Origin of the sequence: Massilia mucilaginosa (genome assembly GCF_011682145.1) — a bacterium.
GTDB classification, from domain to species: Bacteria; Pseudomonadota; Gammaproteobacteria; order Burkholderiales; family Burkholderiaceae_D; genus Telluria_A; species Telluria_A mucilaginosa.
In genome coordinates this window covers 71,685-90,786 of the sequence record NZ_WHJH01000016.1, presented here as the reverse complement: position 1 = coordinate 90,786, position 19,102 = coordinate 71,685, and the positions used below count along the sequence as shown (strand labels likewise).

At 61.8% G+C, this 19,102-nt stretch carries 23 protein-coding genes; 15 read left to right on the top strand and 8 right to left on the bottom strand.

Annotation, left to right across the window (positions count from 1 at the left end; translation table 11 throughout):
* Positions 1-169 precede the first annotated feature (169 nt).
* Genes F2P45_RS15495 through F2P45_RS15465 form a run of 7 tightly spaced genes read left to right on the top strand, consistent with a single transcriptional unit; the run spans position 170 to position 6,356 of the window.
* A complete protein-coding gene (locus F2P45_RS15495) occupies positions 170-1,420 on the top strand; it encodes a hypothetical protein (protein ID WP_166876639.1) in 1,251 nt (416 codons plus the stop codon).
* Entirely contained in the window at positions 1,407-1,916 is a 510-nt protein-coding gene (locus tag F2P45_RS15490; RefSeq protein ID WP_166876636.1) for a DUF6484 domain-containing protein, read from the top strand. The genes F2P45_RS15495 and F2P45_RS15490 overlap by 14 nt, the downstream gene beginning before the upstream one ends.
* Positions 1,917-1,964: 48 nt before the next feature.
* On the top strand, positions 1,965-3,056 hold the full coding sequence (locus tag F2P45_RS15485; RefSeq protein WP_166876633.1) for a DUF2169 family type VI secretion system accessory protein: 1,092 nt from the start codon (positions 1,965-1,967) through the stop codon (positions 3,054-3,056).
* Entirely contained in the window at positions 3,053-4,141 is a 1,089-nt protein-coding gene (locus F2P45_RS15480) for a hypothetical protein (RefSeq protein ID WP_166876630.1), read from the top strand. Before F2P45_RS15485 ends, F2P45_RS15480 begins: the two co-directional genes overlap by 4 nt.
* A 25-nt stretch (positions 4,142-4,166) precedes the next feature.
* Positions 4,167-4,565, top strand: coding sequence for a DUF4150 domain-containing protein (locus F2P45_RS15475; protein ID WP_166876627.1), 399 nt, complete (start codon positions 4,167-4,169; stop codon positions 4,563-4,565).
* Between the two features lie 7 nt (positions 4,566-4,572).
* A complete protein-coding gene (locus F2P45_RS15470; protein ID WP_166876624.1) occupies positions 4,573-5,361 on the top strand; it encodes a hypothetical protein in 789 nt (262 codons plus the stop codon).
* A 17-nt stretch (positions 5,362-5,378) separates the two neighbouring features.
* Positions 5,379-6,356 (top strand): beta propeller repeat protein, encoded by a 978-nt coding sequence (locus tag F2P45_RS15465; protein ID WP_166876621.1) that lies wholly within the window; start codon positions 5,379-5,381, stop codon positions 6,354-6,356.
* A 53-nt stretch (positions 6,357-6,409) separates the two neighbouring features.
* On the opposite strand, the gene F2P45_RS15460 is transcribed toward F2P45_RS15465, so the two are convergent.
* The 7 genes from F2P45_RS15460 to F2P45_RS15430 all read right to left on the bottom strand — a co-directional run bounded on the left by F2P45_RS15460 (position 6,410) and on the right by F2P45_RS15430 (position 10,185).
* Positions 6,410-6,784, bottom strand: coding sequence for a hypothetical protein (locus F2P45_RS15460; RefSeq protein ID WP_166876618.1), 375 nt, complete (start codon positions 6,782-6,784; stop codon positions 6,410-6,412).
* 1 nt (position 6,785) lies between these two features.
* Positions 6,786-7,298 (bottom strand): RING finger family 4 domain-containing protein, encoded by a 513-nt coding sequence (locus F2P45_RS15455; protein WP_166876615.1) that lies wholly within the window; start codon positions 7,296-7,298, stop codon positions 6,786-6,788.
* Positions 7,299-7,591: 293 nt separating this feature from the next.
* Entirely contained in the window at positions 7,592-7,882 is a 291-nt protein-coding gene (locus tag F2P45_RS15450; protein WP_166876612.1) for a hypothetical protein, read from the bottom strand.
* Between the two features lie 12 nt (positions 7,883-7,894).
* Positions 7,895-8,434 (bottom strand): RDD family protein, encoded by a 540-nt coding sequence (locus F2P45_RS15445; RefSeq protein WP_166876609.1) that lies wholly within the window; start codon positions 8,432-8,434, stop codon positions 7,895-7,897.
* Positions 8,424-9,176: a DUF3106 domain-containing protein gene (locus F2P45_RS15440; RefSeq protein WP_229505097.1), complete on the bottom strand. Its 753-nt coding sequence runs from the start codon at positions 9,174-9,176 to the stop codon at positions 8,424-8,426. Before F2P45_RS15440 ends, F2P45_RS15445 begins: the two co-directional genes overlap by 11 nt.
* Before the next feature lie 50 nt (positions 9,177-9,226).
* Positions 9,227-9,619, bottom strand: coding sequence for a DUF3619 family protein (locus F2P45_RS15435; RefSeq protein ID WP_166876606.1), 393 nt, complete (start codon positions 9,617-9,619; stop codon positions 9,227-9,229).
* Entirely contained in the window at positions 9,616-10,185 is a 570-nt protein-coding gene (locus F2P45_RS15430) for an RNA polymerase sigma factor (RefSeq protein ID WP_099876475.1), read from the bottom strand. Before F2P45_RS15430 ends, F2P45_RS15435 begins: the two co-directional genes overlap by 4 nt.
* 500 nt (positions 10,186-10,685) lie before the next feature.
* Between F2P45_RS15430 and F2P45_RS15425 the strand changes: the two genes are divergently transcribed.
* The 8 genes from F2P45_RS15425 to F2P45_RS15395 all read left to right on the top strand — a co-directional run bounded on the left by F2P45_RS15425 (position 10,686) and on the right by F2P45_RS15395 (position 18,212).
* A complete protein-coding gene (locus tag F2P45_RS15425; RefSeq protein ID WP_166876604.1) occupies positions 10,686-12,413 on the top strand; it encodes an acetolactate synthase 3 catalytic subunit in 1,728 nt (575 codons plus the stop codon).
* Positions 12,413-12,904, top strand: a complete 492-nt coding sequence (gene ilvN, locus F2P45_RS15420) for an acetolactate synthase small subunit (RefSeq protein ID WP_054263691.1) — start codon at positions 12,413-12,415, stop codon at positions 12,902-12,904. The genes F2P45_RS15425 and ilvN overlap by 1 nt, the downstream gene beginning before the upstream one ends.
* A gap of 70 nt (positions 12,905-12,974) precedes the next feature.
* Entirely contained in the window at positions 12,975-13,991 is a 1,017-nt protein-coding gene (gene ilvC / locus F2P45_RS15415) for a ketol-acid reductoisomerase (RefSeq protein WP_166876601.1), read from the top strand.
* Between the two features lie 243 nt (positions 13,992-14,234).
* On the top strand, positions 14,235-14,984 hold the full coding sequence (locus tag F2P45_RS15410) for an SIMPL domain-containing protein (protein ID WP_187367176.1): 750 nt from the start codon (positions 14,235-14,237) through the stop codon (positions 14,982-14,984).
* Positions 14,985-15,112: 128 nt separating this feature from the next.
* Entirely contained in the window at positions 15,113-15,979 is an 867-nt protein-coding gene (gene pssA, locus F2P45_RS15405) for a CDP-diacylglycerol--serine O-phosphatidyltransferase (RefSeq protein WP_166876598.1), read from the top strand.
* 68 nt (positions 15,980-16,047) lie between these two features.
* Entirely contained in the window at positions 16,048-17,592 is a 1,545-nt protein-coding gene (locus F2P45_RS15400; RefSeq protein ID WP_166876595.1) for a 2-isopropylmalate synthase, read from the top strand.
* Positions 17,593-17,856: 264 nt separating this feature from the next.
* A complete protein-coding gene (locus F2P45_RS36760; RefSeq protein WP_267877350.1) occupies positions 17,857-17,979 on the top strand; it encodes a hypothetical protein in 123 nt (40 codons plus the stop codon).
* Positions 17,976-18,212, top strand: a complete 237-nt coding sequence (locus tag F2P45_RS15395; RefSeq protein ID WP_166876592.1) for a hypothetical protein — start codon at positions 17,976-17,978, stop codon at positions 18,210-18,212. Before F2P45_RS36760 ends, F2P45_RS15395 begins: the two co-directional genes overlap by 4 nt.
* Before the next feature lie 9 nt (positions 18,213-18,221).
* Here the strand turns inward: F2P45_RS15395 and F2P45_RS15390 are convergent, their stop codons facing one another.
* The gene (locus F2P45_RS15390; protein ID WP_166876589.1) at positions 18,222-18,938 is read right to left on the bottom strand and encodes a hypothetical protein; all 717 of its coding nucleotides are present in this window, start codon (positions 18,936-18,938) and stop codon (positions 18,222-18,224) included.
* Between the last annotated feature and the right edge of the window lie 164 nt (positions 18,939-19,102).

Sequence of the window (19,102 nt, the reverse complement as noted above, 5' to 3'; positions counted from 1 at the left end):
TCCGGTGATGAAGGAACATGGCATGATCCCTTTTAACGACAGGATCTTCAGTGTTAACACGACGGATGAATAACCCTCCAGGCCGATGGCAAGCTCATCATGAGGGACAAGAATATTCTGGAGAACTGTTAAGGCCAGGTTCAAGCTCAGCTTGCGCGGCGGCTATTCCGTGACCAATCCCCTGATGCTCAGGCAGCATGCCACCGATGTGGCCACCAACTGGTGGCGCCGCAGGCAACTGATTTACGCCCCGGGTGCCGGATTCGACGAGATCGCGAACCTCGATGGCGCCATTGACGCACACCTCGATGGCCTGCGCGAGGGGGGCGAGCTGGCCGGACAAATCGTTCAGAGCGCATACGACAAGGCGGTCGCCAACCGCTGCCATGATGTCGCTGCCGATGCTTTCGTCGTCCTGGCGCTCTCCTTTTTGCGCGATGACCCGGCAGTCATGCTCGAGGCGATGAACCGCATGCGCAGCCGGCCAGGGTTCGCCGATGCCGTCGACGGCCTTTTCGGCTGGTTTGATTCGGCGGCCGCGATGAGGCTGGTCCTTGACAATCTGTCGAACGAGGATGCGCTGTGCCGAAGTGCGGCGCTTGCTGCCTGGCATGTGCATCGGCGCCAGGCTGGCGAAGAGGCGGGCGCGTCGGCCTTGGTCGCCACGGCACCCGATGCACTGGCGCTGCACGCAATCGGACAAGCGGGACAAACGCGCTTGATTGGGATTGCGTTGACGGCCCTTGCCGGTACGGGGCCGGACGATGCTCGCCATTACGCCGCCGCCCGCAGTGCACTGTTGCTCGGGGATCGCAAGACGGCGCTCCCGGCATTGCAAGCCTGCTGCACCGCCCTGACATCCTGGCAAGGCGATGCCATGAAGCTCGTCTGTGCGGCATTGCCGCCTGGCCAATTGAAGCCGCATTTGCACGGACTCGACGCGCATGGCGGGCCAGCGGGCTTGCTGGTCCAGGCCGCCGGCTGGAGCGGCGACGTGGCGCACATCCCCTGGCTGCTGGACAAGGTCGCCGACCAGCAGTTTGCCGTCCTGGCCGGGGAAGCCTTCGTCCTGATTACCGGACTCGACCTGAAAGCCAATCACATGCTCACGCAAGCGCCCGCTCTCTCTGGTAAAGCGGCCCGGGCCGGGCCGGTTCCCGATGGCGGCCTGCTGCGCGACTGGTGGCAAGCCAATGGTCAGCGCTACGAGCAGGGGACACCCTATTTGCTGGGGCGGCCGCGCACACATGCCTGGCTACGACATATTCTGGCTACGGGCGAACAAGCACATCGGGAACTCGCAGCACTCCATCTCGCGCTCCTGGAGCCAGGGATGCCCTATTTTCCGGTATTGGCAAGCGCGGCCATCCAAATGCGCCAACTTGAACGACTGCAAGGAAATAATCATGAACGTCGCTAATCCTCCTACAGCATCGGCGGGTGCCAAGGAAAACCTGGGCAGTCCCGATAAGGAGTATGGGGTCGTCATCGCTACGCTGGCGGGCGTCGGTGACGGGGGAACGCCACTCATCGCCATCGGGGACGGGCCGGCGCTGTCGGCATCGACCCTGGTCGATCTGGACGAACAGCATATCGGCATGCGTGTCGCGGTCCAGTTTGACGGCGGCAACCGGCGCTTGCCGCTGGTGATGGGGCTGCTGCGCGGCCAGGCGGCGCCAGCGCCACTGTGGCCGGCCAGCGCGCAGCCTGTGCCGGTAATTGAGCACGGCGCCATCACGGCCAGCATCGATGACGAAGAGATCGTACTGACGGCAAAACGCCGCATTACCTTACGCTGCGGCGCTGCGTCCATCACGCTCGACGCCGATGGCAATGTCGAGATCCGGGGGAAGCACGTGCTCTCGCGTGCGGCCGGGCAAAACCGGATCAAGGGAAGTTCTGTTTCTTTGAACTGAATGCCGGAACGGATAAGCGCAGCGATGAACTTGATAAATCACACGGCCATGGTGGCCGGCTACACCACCAGCCACAATACGGACGGCAGCGAATGCCTGATCGTCGTGATCAAGGCGACCTACCGCCTTCCGTATGGCGCTGAAGCGGTCGAATTGATGAAGGAGCAGGTGGCGATCAGCTTGGCCGATACCGCAACGGGCGAGCCCGGCGTGAGCGCGCCGGAATACGAATGCGATTATTGCCTGGAAAAGCCGAAGGTCGATGTCTTGCTGTTGGGGAGCGCCTATGCTCCCAAAGGAATTCCAGCCAGCGTGGTTCCGGTGGGTCTGCGGGTCGGCACGATGACCAAGGCCTTCAATGTGCATGGCAAGCGGCAGTGGCGCGCCCACTTGCTGGGGGCGGTCGTCGGCATCAGCAAGGCCGAGCCATTTACCAGGCAGGCCATCAGTTACGATATTGCATACGGCGGCACCGAAACCGGTCCGCAGCGGAAAAAGGGCCTGGCCTATGCGCTCAATCCCATTGGCTGCGGCTATAAGCCGCACACCAGCTTTGCCGATGGGCAGGCCGTTGCCCAGACCGAATCGCCGATGCAACCGGTGTCCAGCCCGTCGGGGTCGTATCTGCCGATGAGTTTTGGACCGCTGGGGCGGAACTGGGCGCAGCGGGTAGGTTTTGCGGGCACCTACGATACCCAATGGCAAGAGAACGACTTTCCCTTCCTGCCCAAGGATTTCGACCCCCGCTATTTCCAGAGCGCGCCGGAAGACCAGCAATTGGACGCGCTTGTCGGCGGCGAACTGGTCATCCTTGCCAATCTCACCCATCCGGCCCTGACACCTTCCGGCCGGCTCACGTTTCATTTGCCAGACCTTGCCATGCATATCAACATGATTCCCCAGCAGGGCGTGCCTGAGCGCGTTGCCGCGCGTGCCGACACGCTGGTGCTCGAGCCGGACAATCAACGTTTTACCGTCGTGTGGCGGGTGGTGAAAGACTTGCACAACGATATCATGCGCTACAAGGCGATCGAGATTGGCGAGCGGCCCAAGGGTCATGTCGTCAAGATTCCCCTTGAGATGCTGCTGGGCGAATTGCCTTCCCAGCGCGGTGGCGCCTTGCCTGGCGAATCGCCATGACCTTGCCTGTCGCCATTTTGCGAACGGGCGCCGTCACGTCCGTCGGGAAGAATGCCCCGTCAACATTTGCGGCGCTGCGTACCCGGCTCAATAACTTTGACGAGACGCTCTTCATCGATACCCGTGGGGTGCCGGTCGCTGCGGGCGCGCTGGTGCTGGGAGGCGAGGAGGACCGGCTTGCGTCGACCGGCAAGCTGGTCGCGATGCTTGCGCAAGCCATCCGTGAATGCCTGGCCGATGTGCCCGGACTGGACTTGCGCACCTTGCCCTTGCTGCTATGCGTAGCCGAGGTGAGCCGTCCGGGCCGGTTGGCGCAGCTCGAATCGCGTCTGAAGGAGGGGATCGAAGCGGCGCTGACAACGGCGTTTGCCCCGCAATCGGCGATCTACGCCTACGGTCAGGCCAGCGCGATGATGGCGCTGAACGACAGCTTTGCGCTGATCCATTCCCATCCCCTGGTCCTGATTGCCGCTGTCGACTCCTATCTCAGCCCGGCGACCTTGCGCGCTATGCTGTCAGCGGACCGGATTCTCACCTCGACCAATCCGCAAGGCTTCATTCCTGGTGAGGCCGCCTGCGCGCTACTGGTCGGCGCCCCCCACAGCATAGCCCGGCTCGCACCCCGTTTCAGCAATGTGCGGCCCGACCGGGACGGCCCGCAAAGCGCGCCGGCAAGCACCTTGTTTTGCACCGGGCTGGGCGTCGCCCGCGAACTGGCCATCCGGGGCGGCGCAGCGCCCAACAAGGCCAGTGCCCTGTCTACCGCGATCAGGGCGGCCCTCGCCGGGATGCCGCAGCAAGCATCCGGCATCGGCCTGCGCATCAGTGCGCAATCGAGCGAGGATTTTTACGCCAAGGAATTTGCGATGGCGACCGCCAGGACCGATGTGTCGGCCAGCGCTTTGTGGATGCTGGCCGATAGTCTTGGCGAAACGGGGGCGGCGGCCGGATTGCTGACGATTGCCTGGGCTTATGCCAGCGCTCACAAAGCGTATGCCCCCTCCCTGACCATGCTGTGCCTGGCGGCAAGCGATGAGGGCGACCGCGCCGCTGCCCTGCTCGGATTTGGGCAGTACCAGGCATAACTTAACCTATTGAAAGATGAGCGCTATGGCGGCCTTTAAGATTTACGCAAACGGAATGTCGATTGCCGGTCAGGCGTCCGGTGCGGGCATGAGTGCGGCGGCATTTCCCGACGTGTGCGGAAGCCCGCCCAAGCCGGAAAAAATCGGGATCCCGGTCCCTTACCCGAACACGGCAAAAATCAAGGACCTGGAGAACGGCTCGACCAGCGTCTTCATGTACGATGAACCGGTTGCGCTGCGCGACAAGAGCCGCATCGGGACCAGCACCGGCAATGAACCTGCGACGGAGGCGTTCAAGAAGGGCGTGAAGACCGATGTCATCAAGGGCAAGGCGTACTTCACGTCGTGGTCTCCCAATGTGTTTGTGGAAGGCTATAACGTGCCGCGCCATCTCGATCTCATGACCCACAATCACAAGAGCTAGGACCGCGATGGGCATCGTAGCAAGGGGCTTGACTGCCCAACAGGCCGCCGGGTCGTCAGTCATTGTCGGAAGGGTGCCGAAGGGCTGGCCGGTCCCGGTGCCGCCCGGGGGGATTCCCGTCGACGAGTTTCCGCCGGCGCGGCCTGCGCCTTTTCCGGAGCCTTTCATCATCGATCCAAGGCTGCTGGCCTTGATGATGCTGACGATCGCGAATGCCCTGACCAACCGGTACAAGGACAACAAGGATGACGATGAGAAGGATAAATGTAAGATCTATCCTTACAGCGATGCGAAAAAGGAGTGTCCGGATGGGCGCTCGCATCACATCGTGCCTGATCGAAGCTGGCGCTCGCCGGGGACGCGCGGTGCCAAAACCGGCAAAATATCGATCAGTGCGCTGATCGATACGATGCTCGATGAATATTTGCCATGGCGCGGTGGCGGCTATTACTATGCGGGGAAGATGGATGAGCAAAAGGGGCAGTGCATCTGCCTCACAACGAAAGAGCACACCGAGGTGCACTTGCTGCATGACGCGGCGGAGAAATTGGTGGGTGAAGCTGCCGATCCCAAATGGACCGCGACCCTGGATCAGTTGGAGGAAATAGGCGCCGATTCGGTCTCGGCTGTCACCGGCTGCGACCAGAAAAAAATCAAGGATACATTGCGCGAGCGTCACGAAGCATTGGATCTCGACGAAGATACGCTGTTACGGGCAGATCCGCGCGGACAAAGCGGACTGACGATGGAAAAATTTGGAGAAATTTTGCGTAAGAAATCGCTTGGGATTTTATGATAACGCGAGGAAAATAAATGGCTAGTACAAAAACTTCGGTCACCTTTTTGGATGGCTGCGTTGTCGAAAAAGATACCTACCTGTTTTCCTGCAGATTGGATTCGCAGCCCATCGATGAATACGATCTCGGCATCATAGAGTGGTACGTGCAGGGAAAGTGGATCTACCAGAAGCGCGATTGGCAAGTCAGTTCGGTGTGCGTCATGCGCCCCACGCCGGCTGAAGCAAGAAGGGCCTCGATCGCGCTCGAAGAAGGAAGCGGTATCGTCGGCCTGTATTGGCCAGGCGCCAAGGCCACCGACGATGAGGTGCTGCCGGGAGCGGAAGATGGGCATGGCATTGCGTCATTAACGGACGTGAAACAGATCGGCACTGCATTGTATGTGTGCGGCTATGGCGGCAAGGTCTTCCGCCGCAGCTCGGGGAAATGGGCAATTCTCGATCAAGGATTGAAAGCGCTCGATCTTGGCGACTACATGAAGCAGGGATTGCCGATCAAGCAAGCCCTGGCCGCCGCCAGGAATACCCAACGCAATATGAAGGCAATCGATGGTTTGTCGGAACAGGAGATTTACTGTGTGGGGCGAGCGGGCCTGATTTTCCGATTCGATGGCGCGACGTGGATTGAGGTCGAATCGCCGACCAATGCAAATCTACATTGCGTTCACTGTGCCGCTGATGGCTGGACTTACGCGGCCGGCGAGCCAGGCGTTCTGCTGCGCGGCAATGACAAGGGATTCCAGGCGTTGCAGACCGGCGTGAACGACGATTTTTACGCGCTTACCTCCTTCAACGGGATGGTCTACGTCGGTGGCCTCAAGGGGCTGTATCGGCTCGAGGCCGATGGCCTGCACGCGGTTGACACGAAACAGGGGAGTTTTTCGTGCGTCGCGCTCGATTCCGCAGATGGACAACTACTTGTTGTCGCGGAGCGTTGGCTGCTGGTGTTCGATGGCGTCGACTGGAAACGAATCGACGACCCCGATAACGTGTAGCCGGCAGTGGCGCTACCGGCGCGATTACGAGCGCTCCCGAGGCCCGGCACGCATCAGGAAATCAGGTCGCTGGCGGCGATGTTCGGCGTCGTCACCCCGGGCCTGAGCGCGCAGGCGACACTGTTGTCGGGCAGCGCCATGTCGGCGTCGAGCAGCGCGGCGAACAGCGGCGCCTCGCCCGGCGCTGGCGCCGTATCGACATCTTCCGGCCCGAATCTGCGCAGGCGCCCCAGGAAACTGGCGTTATCTTCCCCGGCATGGCGCGACAGCGCGCGCAGGCTTCCTGCCTCATCGCGCACTATCACGCGCTGTGCCCGCGCCGCGCCATGCAGCAGGGCCAGGTGGTACATCGACATGCGGATGCCGCTGGCAAAATAGGCGATCATCGCCGGGCACACCGAGGTAATGGCAGCGTTCGACGTTGCCACGTTATTGAACTCGAATTCGCCAGACGTGTACAGGTCGAGCCAGTGCAGCCGGTTGCCCTCCAGGCCGAACACCATCGGCAGGAACACCCCGTTCGAGCAGTTTGAGCGGCGCCGGCGCCGCGCCTTGGGTCAGTGCGGGGCTGGGCAGGAAGAACGGCGAATCGCGGTCGGCGTGACGGTGGCAGATCGGGCAGGCGCTGTAATTGGCCCCGTCGAAGCAGGCGTCGCACACGACGTGCAGGCACGGCTTGAGCACATGCGTGGTGCCGCGCTGGCCGCAATGCAGGCAGGGCTGGTCGGGCGCTTGCATGAAGTGGGTCAGGACCCGGTCGATCCACAGTGCCGCGGTGCTGTGCGGCACCATCTTGGGGAAGCGCCGGAACAGCGGCGTGTGCTGGCGATTGCCGCCGAGCTGCGCTGCCAGTGTCCTCCAGATATGCTCGCGGGTGGCATTGAGCACGGGCAAGTCCAGGGTTTGCAGGCGCGCGCGCAGGCGCTGCGTCAGCGTAGCCAAGCTTGGCCAGATCGATATCGAACAGCTGCATGCAATCGTCGGGCTGCTGGTCGGCGCCTTCCGATACGAACAAGGTTGCCTGGCGGCGCAGCAGCAGCGCCCGGGTTTCTTGAAAATCGACAGACATGGTGGGTCCCATCACAAAAAAACGGATGCAGGCGCAAGCCTTGATCCGTTTTTGAAAGGTGAGAAGGAAATCGATCAGACTGGTCTTATGATAGAAGGAAGCCCAACCTAAGCCTTCTCGGGAATGATATTAACCGATTGACAATGAAGATCCAAGCGGATTATGTTCAGCGCTTCTTTTTGTTATTCGAGCGCACATTACGCGAGAAATACGCGGGGTCTTTTTTGGCGATCCAGTCGATAAACGCCCGAATATCCTCATGCTGCTGCAATGCCTCCCAGGTATGGAAGGATTTGAACAATTCATGTTCGGTGAAGGTGGAATGGATTTTCTGGTGGCAGATCTTGTGAATATCGAACTGCTCGCGCCCCTTGTAGGTCTTGGGGATCAGGTGATGGCGGTCGACATTGCGCGTGCCGAGGGGCCGGCCGCACAGGGGACACAAGGCCTCGCTCATGCCGCTCCGTGCTCAAGCCTGGGCCGGCTTGGCCGCCTTGTCGGCCTTGACCGGCTTGGGCAGCGAAATGAGGCGGGTGCCGGCCAGCCTGTCGTGCAGGAACTGGCGGTCCTTGTCGAGAAACACGGTCATGCCCCACGCCACGATATTGATCGCCAGCGCGCTCGCCACCTGGGTCTTGCTGGTCAGGTGAAAACGCCAGCAGATCACCAGGGCCGGCAGCACCCAGCCCCAGCCCAGCAGGTAGCGCACGGCGGCGGCCTTGAACGGCACCGTCGCATAGCCGACCTTGACCAGCTTGATGCGCCAGGTTTTCATCGCCAGCGTATGGCCGCTGCCGGTCCAGGAATAAATGAAATAGATGCCCGGAACGAGAAACAGCACCACCGTGCGGCCATGCTCAATGATGCCCTGGTTCATTTTCTGGGTGATCAGCAGGAAAATGAGCAGACCGAACATGACCACGGCGGTCAGCAGGAACAGCTCGTACACCAGGCAGATCAGACGGCGCTTCAGGGTGGGTGTGGCAACCGGGGTCTTACTATTTTGCATTGGAAACTGGCGTGGCCGGCGCAGGGGCGGCCGGCGCTGTGGTAGGTGGAGCGGTAACAGCCGGTGGCATCGCCGGCACAGCCAGCGGCGCGCCTGCCGACGGGCTGACGATGCAGCGCGGCACGGCAGCCGGGGCGTTGCGGATCGTGCCGGGCGGACAGCCAGCCGGCGGCGGCTTGCTTGGCGCGAGCGGCTTGGTCTGGGTTGCCGGCGGCAGGTTGGTCACCTGTTTTTTGACGGCGGCAGCGTCAAGTGCCAGTTTTTTCTTTTCTTCTTCGGGCAACTGCTGGTATTTCTCCCATTCGGCCGATTTCTGGCTCTTGTCGATCTTCTTGCTCAGCGTGTAGTTCTCGCGCGCCACGCGCCGTTCGTCGGGCGTGAGCCGGGTCCAGGCGCGCATGCGCTCCTGCATGCGCACTTGCTCATCGGGCTTCATGGACGAATAGCGGTTGGCGATATCGAGCCATTTTTGCTTGCGCACCGATTCCATCCGGTCCCACTCGCCCTTGAGCGGGTCGAGTGCGATTTGCTGGGGTGGCGACAAGTCTTTCCACATGGGCTTGCCGGCAAGCGCTGCGGGCGCGGCGGCGACGGCTGGCGATGGTTTGGAGATCGGCGCGAGCACCTTCGCTGCCGGTTGCCCGGGCACGGCGGTGGGCACGGCGGCAGGCGCGGACAAGGGAGCGCCGCCGGGCGCCGGTGCGGCACCCTGGGCTGCGGCGATGCCGCTTGTTGTCAACAATGCAAGCGCAAGCGCCAGGAAGTGCCGGGACGAAGCTGCGCGTGTCATCCTTATTGGGCGCGCTGGGCGAGGTAGGCGTTAAAACCCTGGTCCAGGTAGGCCGTCAGCGGCAACTCGTCGGACAGCACAGCCGCGTCGAGCTCGGCGATTTCTTCGAGGCGCTGCTGTTCTTCATATTGATAGATGCCGGCAAGACCGGCCACCAGCGCCATGAGTGGAATGGCCACGCTCATGCGGCCGAGCGAGGAAAACGAGAACAGCGCGCCGATATTGCCGGCCAGCTGGGTTTGCGCAGCCTGCACCGGGGCGTGCGGCTTCTTGCGTGCCATGGCGGCCTTGCGCGCGGCCGACAGGCGGTCGGTCGTCGCAGCGGGGAGCTCGTCGAGATGGTCGTTCAGGGCGTGGCGTACCTTGTACGCAAAGTTCAGATCGTCGGTGTTCATAATTTTATTCCCTTGGCTTTCAGCGATTCGGCGAGGGTATGAGTTGCTCGCGAGCAGTGCGTTTTGACACTTCCCTCGGAACACCCCATCGCTTCGGCTGTTTCAGCCACGTCCATGTCCTGCCAGTAACGCATGAGGAAGGCTTCCCGTTGACGCGCCGGCAGTTTTTGTACTTCGGCGTCGATCAGGCTCAAGGTCTGCTGGCGCTCGACCTGGTCCGCGCTCGACTCCGCCGAGGCCGAACCTTGTTCCGCCTCTAACGATTCAAGTATATCAAATTCTTCGTCTTCTCCCTCGCGTTTACCCATGCCAGAGAAGAGGCTGACCCAGGTATTTCGCACCTTTTCGCGGCGGAAGTAATCGAGGATGGTGTTTTGCAGGATGCGCTGGAACAGCATCGGCAATTCGGCGGCCGGCTTGTCTCCGTATTTTTCGGCGAGCTTGATCATCGCGTCCTGCACGATATCGAGCGCAGCTTCGTCCTTGCGCACGGCGTACACGGCTTGCTTGAAAGCGCGCCGCTCGACATTCTCAAGAAAATCGGATAACTCTTTGTCTGTGGCCATGCGAACCGGAGTGGGGTAAGGAGCACCCCTGGTACATAGCCTGGGGGCATTTGAGAAAACTGACGCATGCTAGCAAAGAATGGGCCTTTTTGCATGGTATTTACTGCGATTGCCCTGCGCAGCGCCACGAAAGCAGCCGGTCCCGGCCGATTTAACTTGACCGCAATGGTGCAACGCAGTAAGGTATATGACGCTTTGCAACCCCGAAGCTGTATGGTCAAGTCGAAAACGCCACACAAGGCCAACCTCGACGTGACGCGCTTTCATATGTAGGCAGTTTGCTCTGACCCGCGCCACAAGCGCGAGAGGTTCGCAGTAATCGCTACAGAAACTCACGCCAAACGAGTTGCGTTTAGCGCCGGTTCGTAACGTATCTATGGGTACGTGAAAGATCGCCGTGACCGCAGAAAGAAGGGAAGCCTGAGCACTGTCGCGCCACGCGAATTTCGTTAGGAAAGAGCATCCGATCACCTCCCAATGGGTCTTGAAAGGAATGTATCATGAACAACGAAACATCGGCCACCATCACAGGGTCCGAAATACTCGTCCGTTGTCTGGCGGAAGAAGGCGTTAAACACGTTTTCGGTTATCCAGGCGGCGCCGTACTGTATATCTACGACGCCATCTTCAAGCAAGACAAATTCCAACACGTCCTGGTACGCCACGAACAGGCCGCCGTGCATGCGGCGGACGCCTATTCGCGCAGCTCGAACACCGTCGGCGTGGCCCTGGTCACCTCCGGTCCTGGTGTCACCAATGCCGTTACCGGCCTCGCCACGGCGTACATGGATTCGATTCCGATGGTCGTCATTTCCGGCCAGGTGCCCAGCACCGCGATCGGGCAGGATGCCTTCCAGGAATGCGACACCGTCGGCATCACGCGGCCCTGCGTCAAGCACAACTTCCTCGTCAAGGACGTGAAAGACCTGGCCGCCACGATCAAGAAAGCGTTCTTCATTGCGCGCACCGGCCGTCCCGGCCCGGTCCTGGTCGATATCCCCAAAGACATCAGCATGCACAAGTGCGCCTACGACTATCCGAAGGATATCGAAATGCGCTCGTACAAGCCGATCGACAAGGGCCATTCGGGCCAGATCCGCAAGGCGGTGCAACTGCTGCTGCAGGCTGAACGTCCGATGATCTACACCGGCGGCGGCGTGATCCTGGCCAATGCCTCGCCCGAGCTGAACAAGCTGGTCGACAAGCTCGGCTTCCCGGTCACCAACACCCTGATGGGCCTGGGCGCCTACCGCGCGTCGAGCGACAACTTCCTCGGCATGCCCGGCATGCACGGCACCTACGAAGCGAACATGGCGATGCAGCACTGCGACGTCCTGATCGCCATCGGCGCCCGCTTCGACGACCGCGTGATCGGCAACCCGAAACACTTCGCCTCGAACCCGCGCAAGATCATCCACGTGGACATCGATCCATCGTCGATTTCCAAGCGCGTCAAGGTCGATATTCCCATCGTCGGCAACGTCAAGGACGTGCTGATCGAATTCCTGGCGCAGCTCGACGCCGCCGACGCCAAGGTCAACGCCGCGCCGCTCAAGGACTGGTGGAAGCAGATCGGCGAATGGCGCGGCCGCGAGTGCCTGAAATACGCCGATTCCGACCTGGTCATCAAGCCGCAGTCGGTCGTGCAAAAGGTGTGGGAAATCACCAAGGGCGACGCCTTCATTACCTCCGACGTCGGCCAGCACCAGATGTGGGCGGCCCAGTACTACCCGTTCGACAAGCCGCGCCGCTGGATCAATTCCGGCGGCCTGGGCACGATGGGTGTGGGCTTGCCGTACGCCATGGGCGTGCAGATGGCCAATCCGGACGCCACGGTGGCCTGCATCACCGGCGAAGGTTCGATCCAGATGTGCATCCAGGAACTGGCTACCTGTAAGCAATATCACTTGACGCCGAAAATCATTTTGCTCAACAACCGCTTCCTCGGCATGGTGCGCCAGTGGCAACAGATCGACTACGGTTCGCGCTATTCCGAGTCCTATATGGATTCGCTGCCGGACTTCTCGATGCTGGCCGAATCGTTTGGCCACGTCGGCATGAAGATCGAAAAGCCGGGCGACGTCGACGGCGCGCTGAAAGAAGCCTTTGGCATGAAAGACCGCCTCGTGTTCATGAACTTCATCACTGACCAGTCCGAAAACGTCTGGCCGATGGTCAAGGCCGGCAAGGGCTTGTCCGAAATGCTGCTCGGCTCGGAGGATCTGTAATGCGCCATATCATTTCTGTCCTGCTCGAAAACGAAGCCGGTGCGCTCTCGCGCGTGGTCGGCCTGTTCTCTGCGCGCGGCTACAACATTGAAACCCTGACCGTCGCCCCGACCGAAGACGCCACCCTGTCGCGCATGACCATCGTCACCAGCGGCTCGGACGATGTGATCGAACAGATCACCAAGCACCTGAACCGCCTGATCGAGGTGGTCAAGGTGGTCGACCTGACCGAAGGCGCGCACATCGAGCGCGAGCTCATGCTGATCAAGGTGCGCGCGGTCGGCAAGGAACGCGAAGAGATGAAGCGGACTGCGGACATCTTCCGTGGCCGCATCATCGACGTCACGGAAAAGACTTACACGATCGAGCTGACCGGCAACAAGGGCAAGCTCGACGCGTTCATCGATTCCATCGACCGCGCCTCCATCCTCGAAACGGTGCGTACCGGCGGGTCCGGCATCGGCCGCGGCGAACGCATCCTCAAAGTTTAATCCGTGCCCACGAGCAGGAACACGATCCTGGACGGGCACGTCCCACACCAAAAATTATAGGAAAATTATCATGAACGTTTTTTACGACAAAGATTGCGACCTCTCCCTCGTTAAAGGCAAGAACGTTGCCATCATCGGTTACGGCTCGCAGGGCCACGCGCACGCACAGAACCTGAACGATTCGGGCGTCAACGTCACGGTCGGCCTGCGCAAGGGCGGCGCCTCCTGGACCAAGGTCGAACAGGCCGGCCTGAAAGTTGCCGAAGTCAACGACGCGATCAAAGCCGCCGACATCATCATGATCCTGCTGCCTGACGAAAACATCGCCCAGGTCTATACCGAGAATGTCGCTCCGCACGCCAAGCAGGGCGCCGTGCTGGCCTTCGCGCACGGCTTCAACGTGCACTACGGCCAGGTCGTGCCACGCGCCGATCTGGATGTGATCATGATCGCGCCAAAGGCGCCGGGCCACACCGTGCGCGGCACCTATGCAGCCGGTGGCGGCGTGCCGCACCTGATCGCGGTCTACCAGGACAAGTCCGGCTCGGCGCGCGATATCGCCATGTCGTACGCCATGGCCAACGGCGGCGGCCGTGCCGGCATCATCGAAACCAACTTCCGTGAAGAAACCGAGACCGATCTGTTCGGCGAGCAAGCAGTCCTGTGCGGCGGCGCGGTCGAGCTGATCAAGGCCGGCTTCGAAACCCTGACCGAAGCGGGCTACGCGCCGGAAATGGCATATTTCGAGTGCCTGCACGAACTGAAACTGATCGTCGACCTGATCTACGAAGGCGGCATCGCCAACATGAACTACTCGATCTCGAACAACGCCGAGTACGGCGAGTACGTGACCGGTCCGAAAGTCGTGACCTCGGCGACCAAGGAGGCGATGCGTCAGTGCCTGAAAGATATCCAGACCGGCGAATACGCAAAGAGCTTCATCCTGGAAAACAAGGCCGGCGCCCCGACCCTGATTTCGCGCCGCCGTTTGACCGCTGAGCACCCGATCGAAGAAGTCGGCGCCAAGCTGCGCGCGATGATGCCGTGGATCGCCAAGAACAAGCTGGTCGATCAGTCGAAGAACTAAGCGTACCACCGTCGTTCCCGCCTGCGCGGGAACGACGGCTCAAGGGTTTGTGGTGCTGAGACACGCTAGACTTGACTCAACAACGAGAACCACGTCGGCATTCCCAGATGTAAGCAACCTTCCCAAATTTGCAAATTTTGATTACAACGGTACGTGGTCCGTCCGATTCCGGGTATCGTCCGGGTTAACCAAGCTGATGAGGTAGCGATACCCCTCATGCTTGCCATTTACCTGGAGAAAATCATGTCCCTCAAAAAAATTGCACTCCTCGCCGCCGTGGCTTTTGCCATGCCAGCGTTCGCCCAGAACACGCTCGCGACCGCCGGCGCGCTGGTGATCGTTCCCGCCTACGGTGAAGTCACGCACCCGAACGACCAGGTCGTCGCCACCTTTTTCATCGAAGAAACGGACAAGGACAAGGCCGCCGCCGCCTCGCGCGTCAATACAAAGATGAAGCAGGGCACCGAGATCGTGCGCCGCGAAGACCCGAAAGCGATCCTGAAAACGGTTGGCTACTACACCTATCCGGTCTATCCTGAAGTGGCGCCGCGTCCGGACGGCCAGCCGCAGCCGCGCCCGCTCGTGCCGACCGGCTGGCGTGTCGGCCAGTATCTGGAAGTGAAAACCACCAACCTGGCCAACTTGCCGAAGATGACGGCCGCCGTGCAAAAAATCCTGGCCCTGAACGGCCTCAATTTCGGCCTCTCGCCGGAAACCACCCGCAAGCTCGACGACCAGCGCCTGATCGCCACCTACAAGAACCTGAACGAGCGCGTCGCCGCGATCGCCAGCGCCATGGGCCGCAAGATGAGCGAAGCGGTGATCGACACGCTCGACTATGAAGGTTCGGGCAACTATGCCGGCCAGCAAGACTCCGCCCCGATGCTGATGCGCGCCGCCAAGGCCGAAAGCGCCGATGTGGCCGAGCCGAGCTTCGAGCCGGGCGAAACCACACTGCAGATGCGTCTTGTAGGAAAGGTGAAATTCAAGTAAAAGTATCTGATCGCTAAGTTGACGGTGCTCCCACTATAATAGGTGGGACACGGGCCGAATCCACGGCGGCCGCGTCCGCCTTCGGGCGCGGCTGCTACGCAGCGATCCATTACTTGAAACGGAAACATATGCCGACCTTCCCACGCCGCAGAAAGCCATCAGTCCCGAAAGCCAAGGGCGGCAAGCTGTCCCGCTTCAGCAAAATCGGCCGCCGGGTCGACGCCGACGGCAACCCGATGCGGCGCCGGGGAATTTACCTGTTACCGAATGCCTTTACCACCGCCGCGCTGTTCTGCGGCTTTTACGCCATCGTCATGGCCATGAACCAGCGCTTCGAACACGCCGGCTGGGCCATTTTCATCGCCATGATCCTCGATGGCCTGGACGGGCGCATCGCCCGCCTGACCAATACCCAATCCGAATTCGGCGCCCAGTACGACAGCCTGGCCGACATGGTCTCCTTCGGCGCCGCGCCGGCGCTGGTGATCTACGAATGGTCGCTGCGCGGCCTCGGCAAATTCGGCTGGCTGGCCGCCTTTGTCTACTGCGCCGGCGCCGCCTTGCGCCTGGCGCGCTTCAACACCAATATCGAAGTGGTCGACAAGCGCTTCTTCCAGGGCTTGCCCAGCCCGGCGGCCGCCGCCATGGTGGCCGGCTTCGTGCTGATGATGTCCGACCTCGGCTTTTCCGGCGCCGAACTGCCGTGGTTCTCGTGGGGCATCGCGCTGTTCGCCGGCCTGACCATGGTGACCAACGTGCCGTTCTACAGCTTCAAGGACGTCAATTTCCGCAAGTCGGTGCCGTTCATCGTCGTGTTCCTGATCGCGCTGGCGCTGGCGCTGGTCTCGATCGACCCGCCGAAAGTGCTGATGCCGCTGTTCGTGATGTATGGTTTGTCCGGTTATGCCGTGTTTGCGTGGCGCCTTGCCAAGGGCAAGCCGGTCAGCATCGTGCAAACCGACGACGAACCTGTCGACCAGAGCGAGCGCCGCTGACCGTCCACGCACTGCGTCGATGGCGGCTGGCGCACGCCCGCCTTTTTACAATGCCCAATGGAGCCGCCATGACGAATGCGAATCGCCTGATCATTTTTGACACCACCCTGCGCGACGGCGAGCAATCGCCCGGCGCCTCGATGACCAAGGATGAAAAGGTGCGCATCGCGCGCCAGCTGGAGCGCATGCGCGTCGACGTCATCGAAGCCGGCTTCGCGGCGGCCTCGCCGGGCGACTTCGAAGCCATCCGCGCCATCGCCGGTGCGGTGCGCGAATCGACCATCTGCTCGCTCTCGCGCGCCAACGACCGCGACATCGCGCGCGCCGCCGAAGCGCTGGCCCCGGCCGAACGCAAACGCATCCACACCTTCATTGCCACCTCGCCCCTGCACATGCGGATGAAGCTGCGCATGGAGCCGGAACAGGTGCTCGAACAGGCGAAAATCGCGATCCGCTGCGCGCGCCAGTACACCGACGACATCGAATTTTCGCCCGAAGACGGCAGCCGTTCCGACGAAGATTTTTTGTGCCGCGTGCTCGAAGCGGTGATCGCCGAAGGCGCCACCACCATCAACTTCCCCGACACCGTCGGCTACGCCGTGCCCGAAGTCTTCGGCGCCACCATCAAACGCCTGCGCGAGCGCATTCCCAATTCCGACAAGGCCATCTGGTCGGTCCACTGCCACAACGACCTTGGCCTGGCGGTTGCCAACTCGCTGGCCGGCGTGATGATCGGCGGCGCGCGCCAGATCGAATGCACCATCAACGGCTTGGGTGAACGGGCCGGCAACACCGCGCTCGAAGAAGTGGTCATGGCGCTGCGCACCCGCGGCGACCATTTCAAGCTCGAACTGGGCATCGACACCACGCAGATCGTGGCCGCCTCCAAAATGGTCTCGCAGATCACCGGCTTTGCGGTGCAGCCGAACAAGGCGGTGGTCGGTGCGAACGCCTTCGCGCACGCTTCCGGCATCCACCAGGACGGCATCTTGAAGGCGCGCGAAACCTACGAAATCATGCGCGCCGAAGATGTGGGCTGGGCCGCCAACAAGATCGTGCTGGGCAAACTGTCGGGCCGCAACGCCTTCAAGGAACGTCTGCGCGAACTGGGCATCGCGCTCGATTCCGAGGCCGAGGTGAACGCCGCCTTCGCCCGCTTCAAGGAACTGGCCGACCGCAAGTCCGAGATCTTCGACGAAGACATCATGGCGCTGGTGTCGGATGAAGAGCACGCGCAGGAAGGCGAGCATTACCGCTTCGTGTCGCTCGCGCAGCGCTCCGAAACCGGCGAAATCCCGAGCGCCAAAGTGGTGTTCGCCATCGACGGCAAGGAATTTACCTGCGAAGGCGAGGGCGATGGCCCGGTCGACGCCACCGTCAATGCCATCGAAAAGATTGCTGCCAGCGGCGCCGAACTGGTGCTGTTTTCGATCAACGCGATCAGCAACGGTACCCAGTCGCAGGGCGAAGTCACCATGCGCCTGTCGCGCTCGGGGCGGATCGTCAACGGCGTCGGCTCGGACCCCGACATCATCGTCGCTTCGGCCAAGGCCTATTTGTCGGGGCTGAACAAGCTGCACTCGAAGATCGAGCGCGTCAATCCGCAGCAGTAGCCGCATGCGACCGGCCAGTTTGCTTGTCGCCGCTTTGTGCATCGCCGCCGGCGCTGCGCAGGCCAGCTCCTGCACGGTCCAGCAGCTGCATTGGGCGCGCACCAGCGCCACCGGCGAGATCGTCGTCGGCGCGAGCTTCGGCACGGTGCGCAGCGTCGACCACGGCAAGACCTGGCACGATGCCGGCGGCGCCGCTGCCCGTCGCCGCAGCCCAAGGCTGCGGGCCATGGCGCGTACACGTTCTTCGCCAGCGACGACGGCAGCATGGCGTACGCCACGCCGGACAAACTGTGGGTCAGCTTCGCCAGGAACGCCGGCTGGATCATGATCGAGGGCCAGGCCCTCACGTCGCTGCCTTGGATGATGTGCCATAAAATGGCATCGTGACAACGCATACCCACGCCTACCGCTACCTGGCTCCCTCGCCGCTCGACGCGACCGCTCAACCGCGCCTGCAACTGGCAATGTCCGATCCGCAAGGCGCGCACGCTGGCGCTGGCCGACCCGGTGCTCACCTCGGGCGGCGCACGCCTGCGCTTGGATGGCTTTTCGTCCTGTCGCAGCGCTTGCATCCGGGTCGACGTGCTGCCCAGAAGGCCTTGCTGGCGCATCCGGGTTGAAGCGCGTCGTCACCACTTTTGTTTGGCGGCGGCCTGTTCGTTTTCTTCGCAGTTGGTCTTTTTGTGCTGGATGCCTTTGCTTCCGATATCGAGTCCGTCCGGTGCGTGGTTCGATTCGACCGTGATGCAGTAGGTGCCCTTGGCTCCCACCACGCGGTAGCGGCGCCTGTCGTACGAGCCGGGGTCGATGATCTCGGTGACCTTGGGCGCTTCGTACCAGCGGTTGGGGGCGGCGTCGGCGGCGGCCTGCAAGCCCTGCGCCAGCCGCGTCGTGCCATTGCTGACCGGTGCGGTGATCGGCTGCCCCGGATGGGCCTTGCGCAAGTCCTGGTCGATCTTGCCGATGCTGCGCCGGGCTTGCCGCATGATCTCGGCCGCGTTCGGCGCCGCCGGGGGCGCGTCTTGCACAACCATGTCGGGCGGCGCTTCGGCTATCGGCTCAAGCGGCGCTGCCGCCGGCGTGGCCGCAACCGGGCGTGCAGCCGGGGCGTCGGCGCGCGCGGTCTTGCGGGCATCCGGCTGCAATGCCGGCTTCGGCGGCGGCGGCGCTGTCGCGCCTGGCGGCGTGATATTGATCCATTGAATGCTCTGGCCGGGATCGTTGTCGACGGATGGAACGCGCCGTGCATATTGCCAGCCCAGCACCAGCAGCGCGTGCGCGAGCAATGTCAGCGCGATGGCGGCGTAACGGCGGTTTGCGGCAAGTGGCGTGAAGGCGGGGAGCATGGTCGCGAGTATATCGGTAGTTTTATGTATGTAAAGAAATTGGTCTGGCCACTTTTGACGGTTTGACGAAAGAGGCGCCTGGCGCTACAAATGGTGCCGCCGCATGCGACCTGATCATGGTTAAATGGGCGATGATGCTCGGGTCCTCTGATACGGCGTGGAAG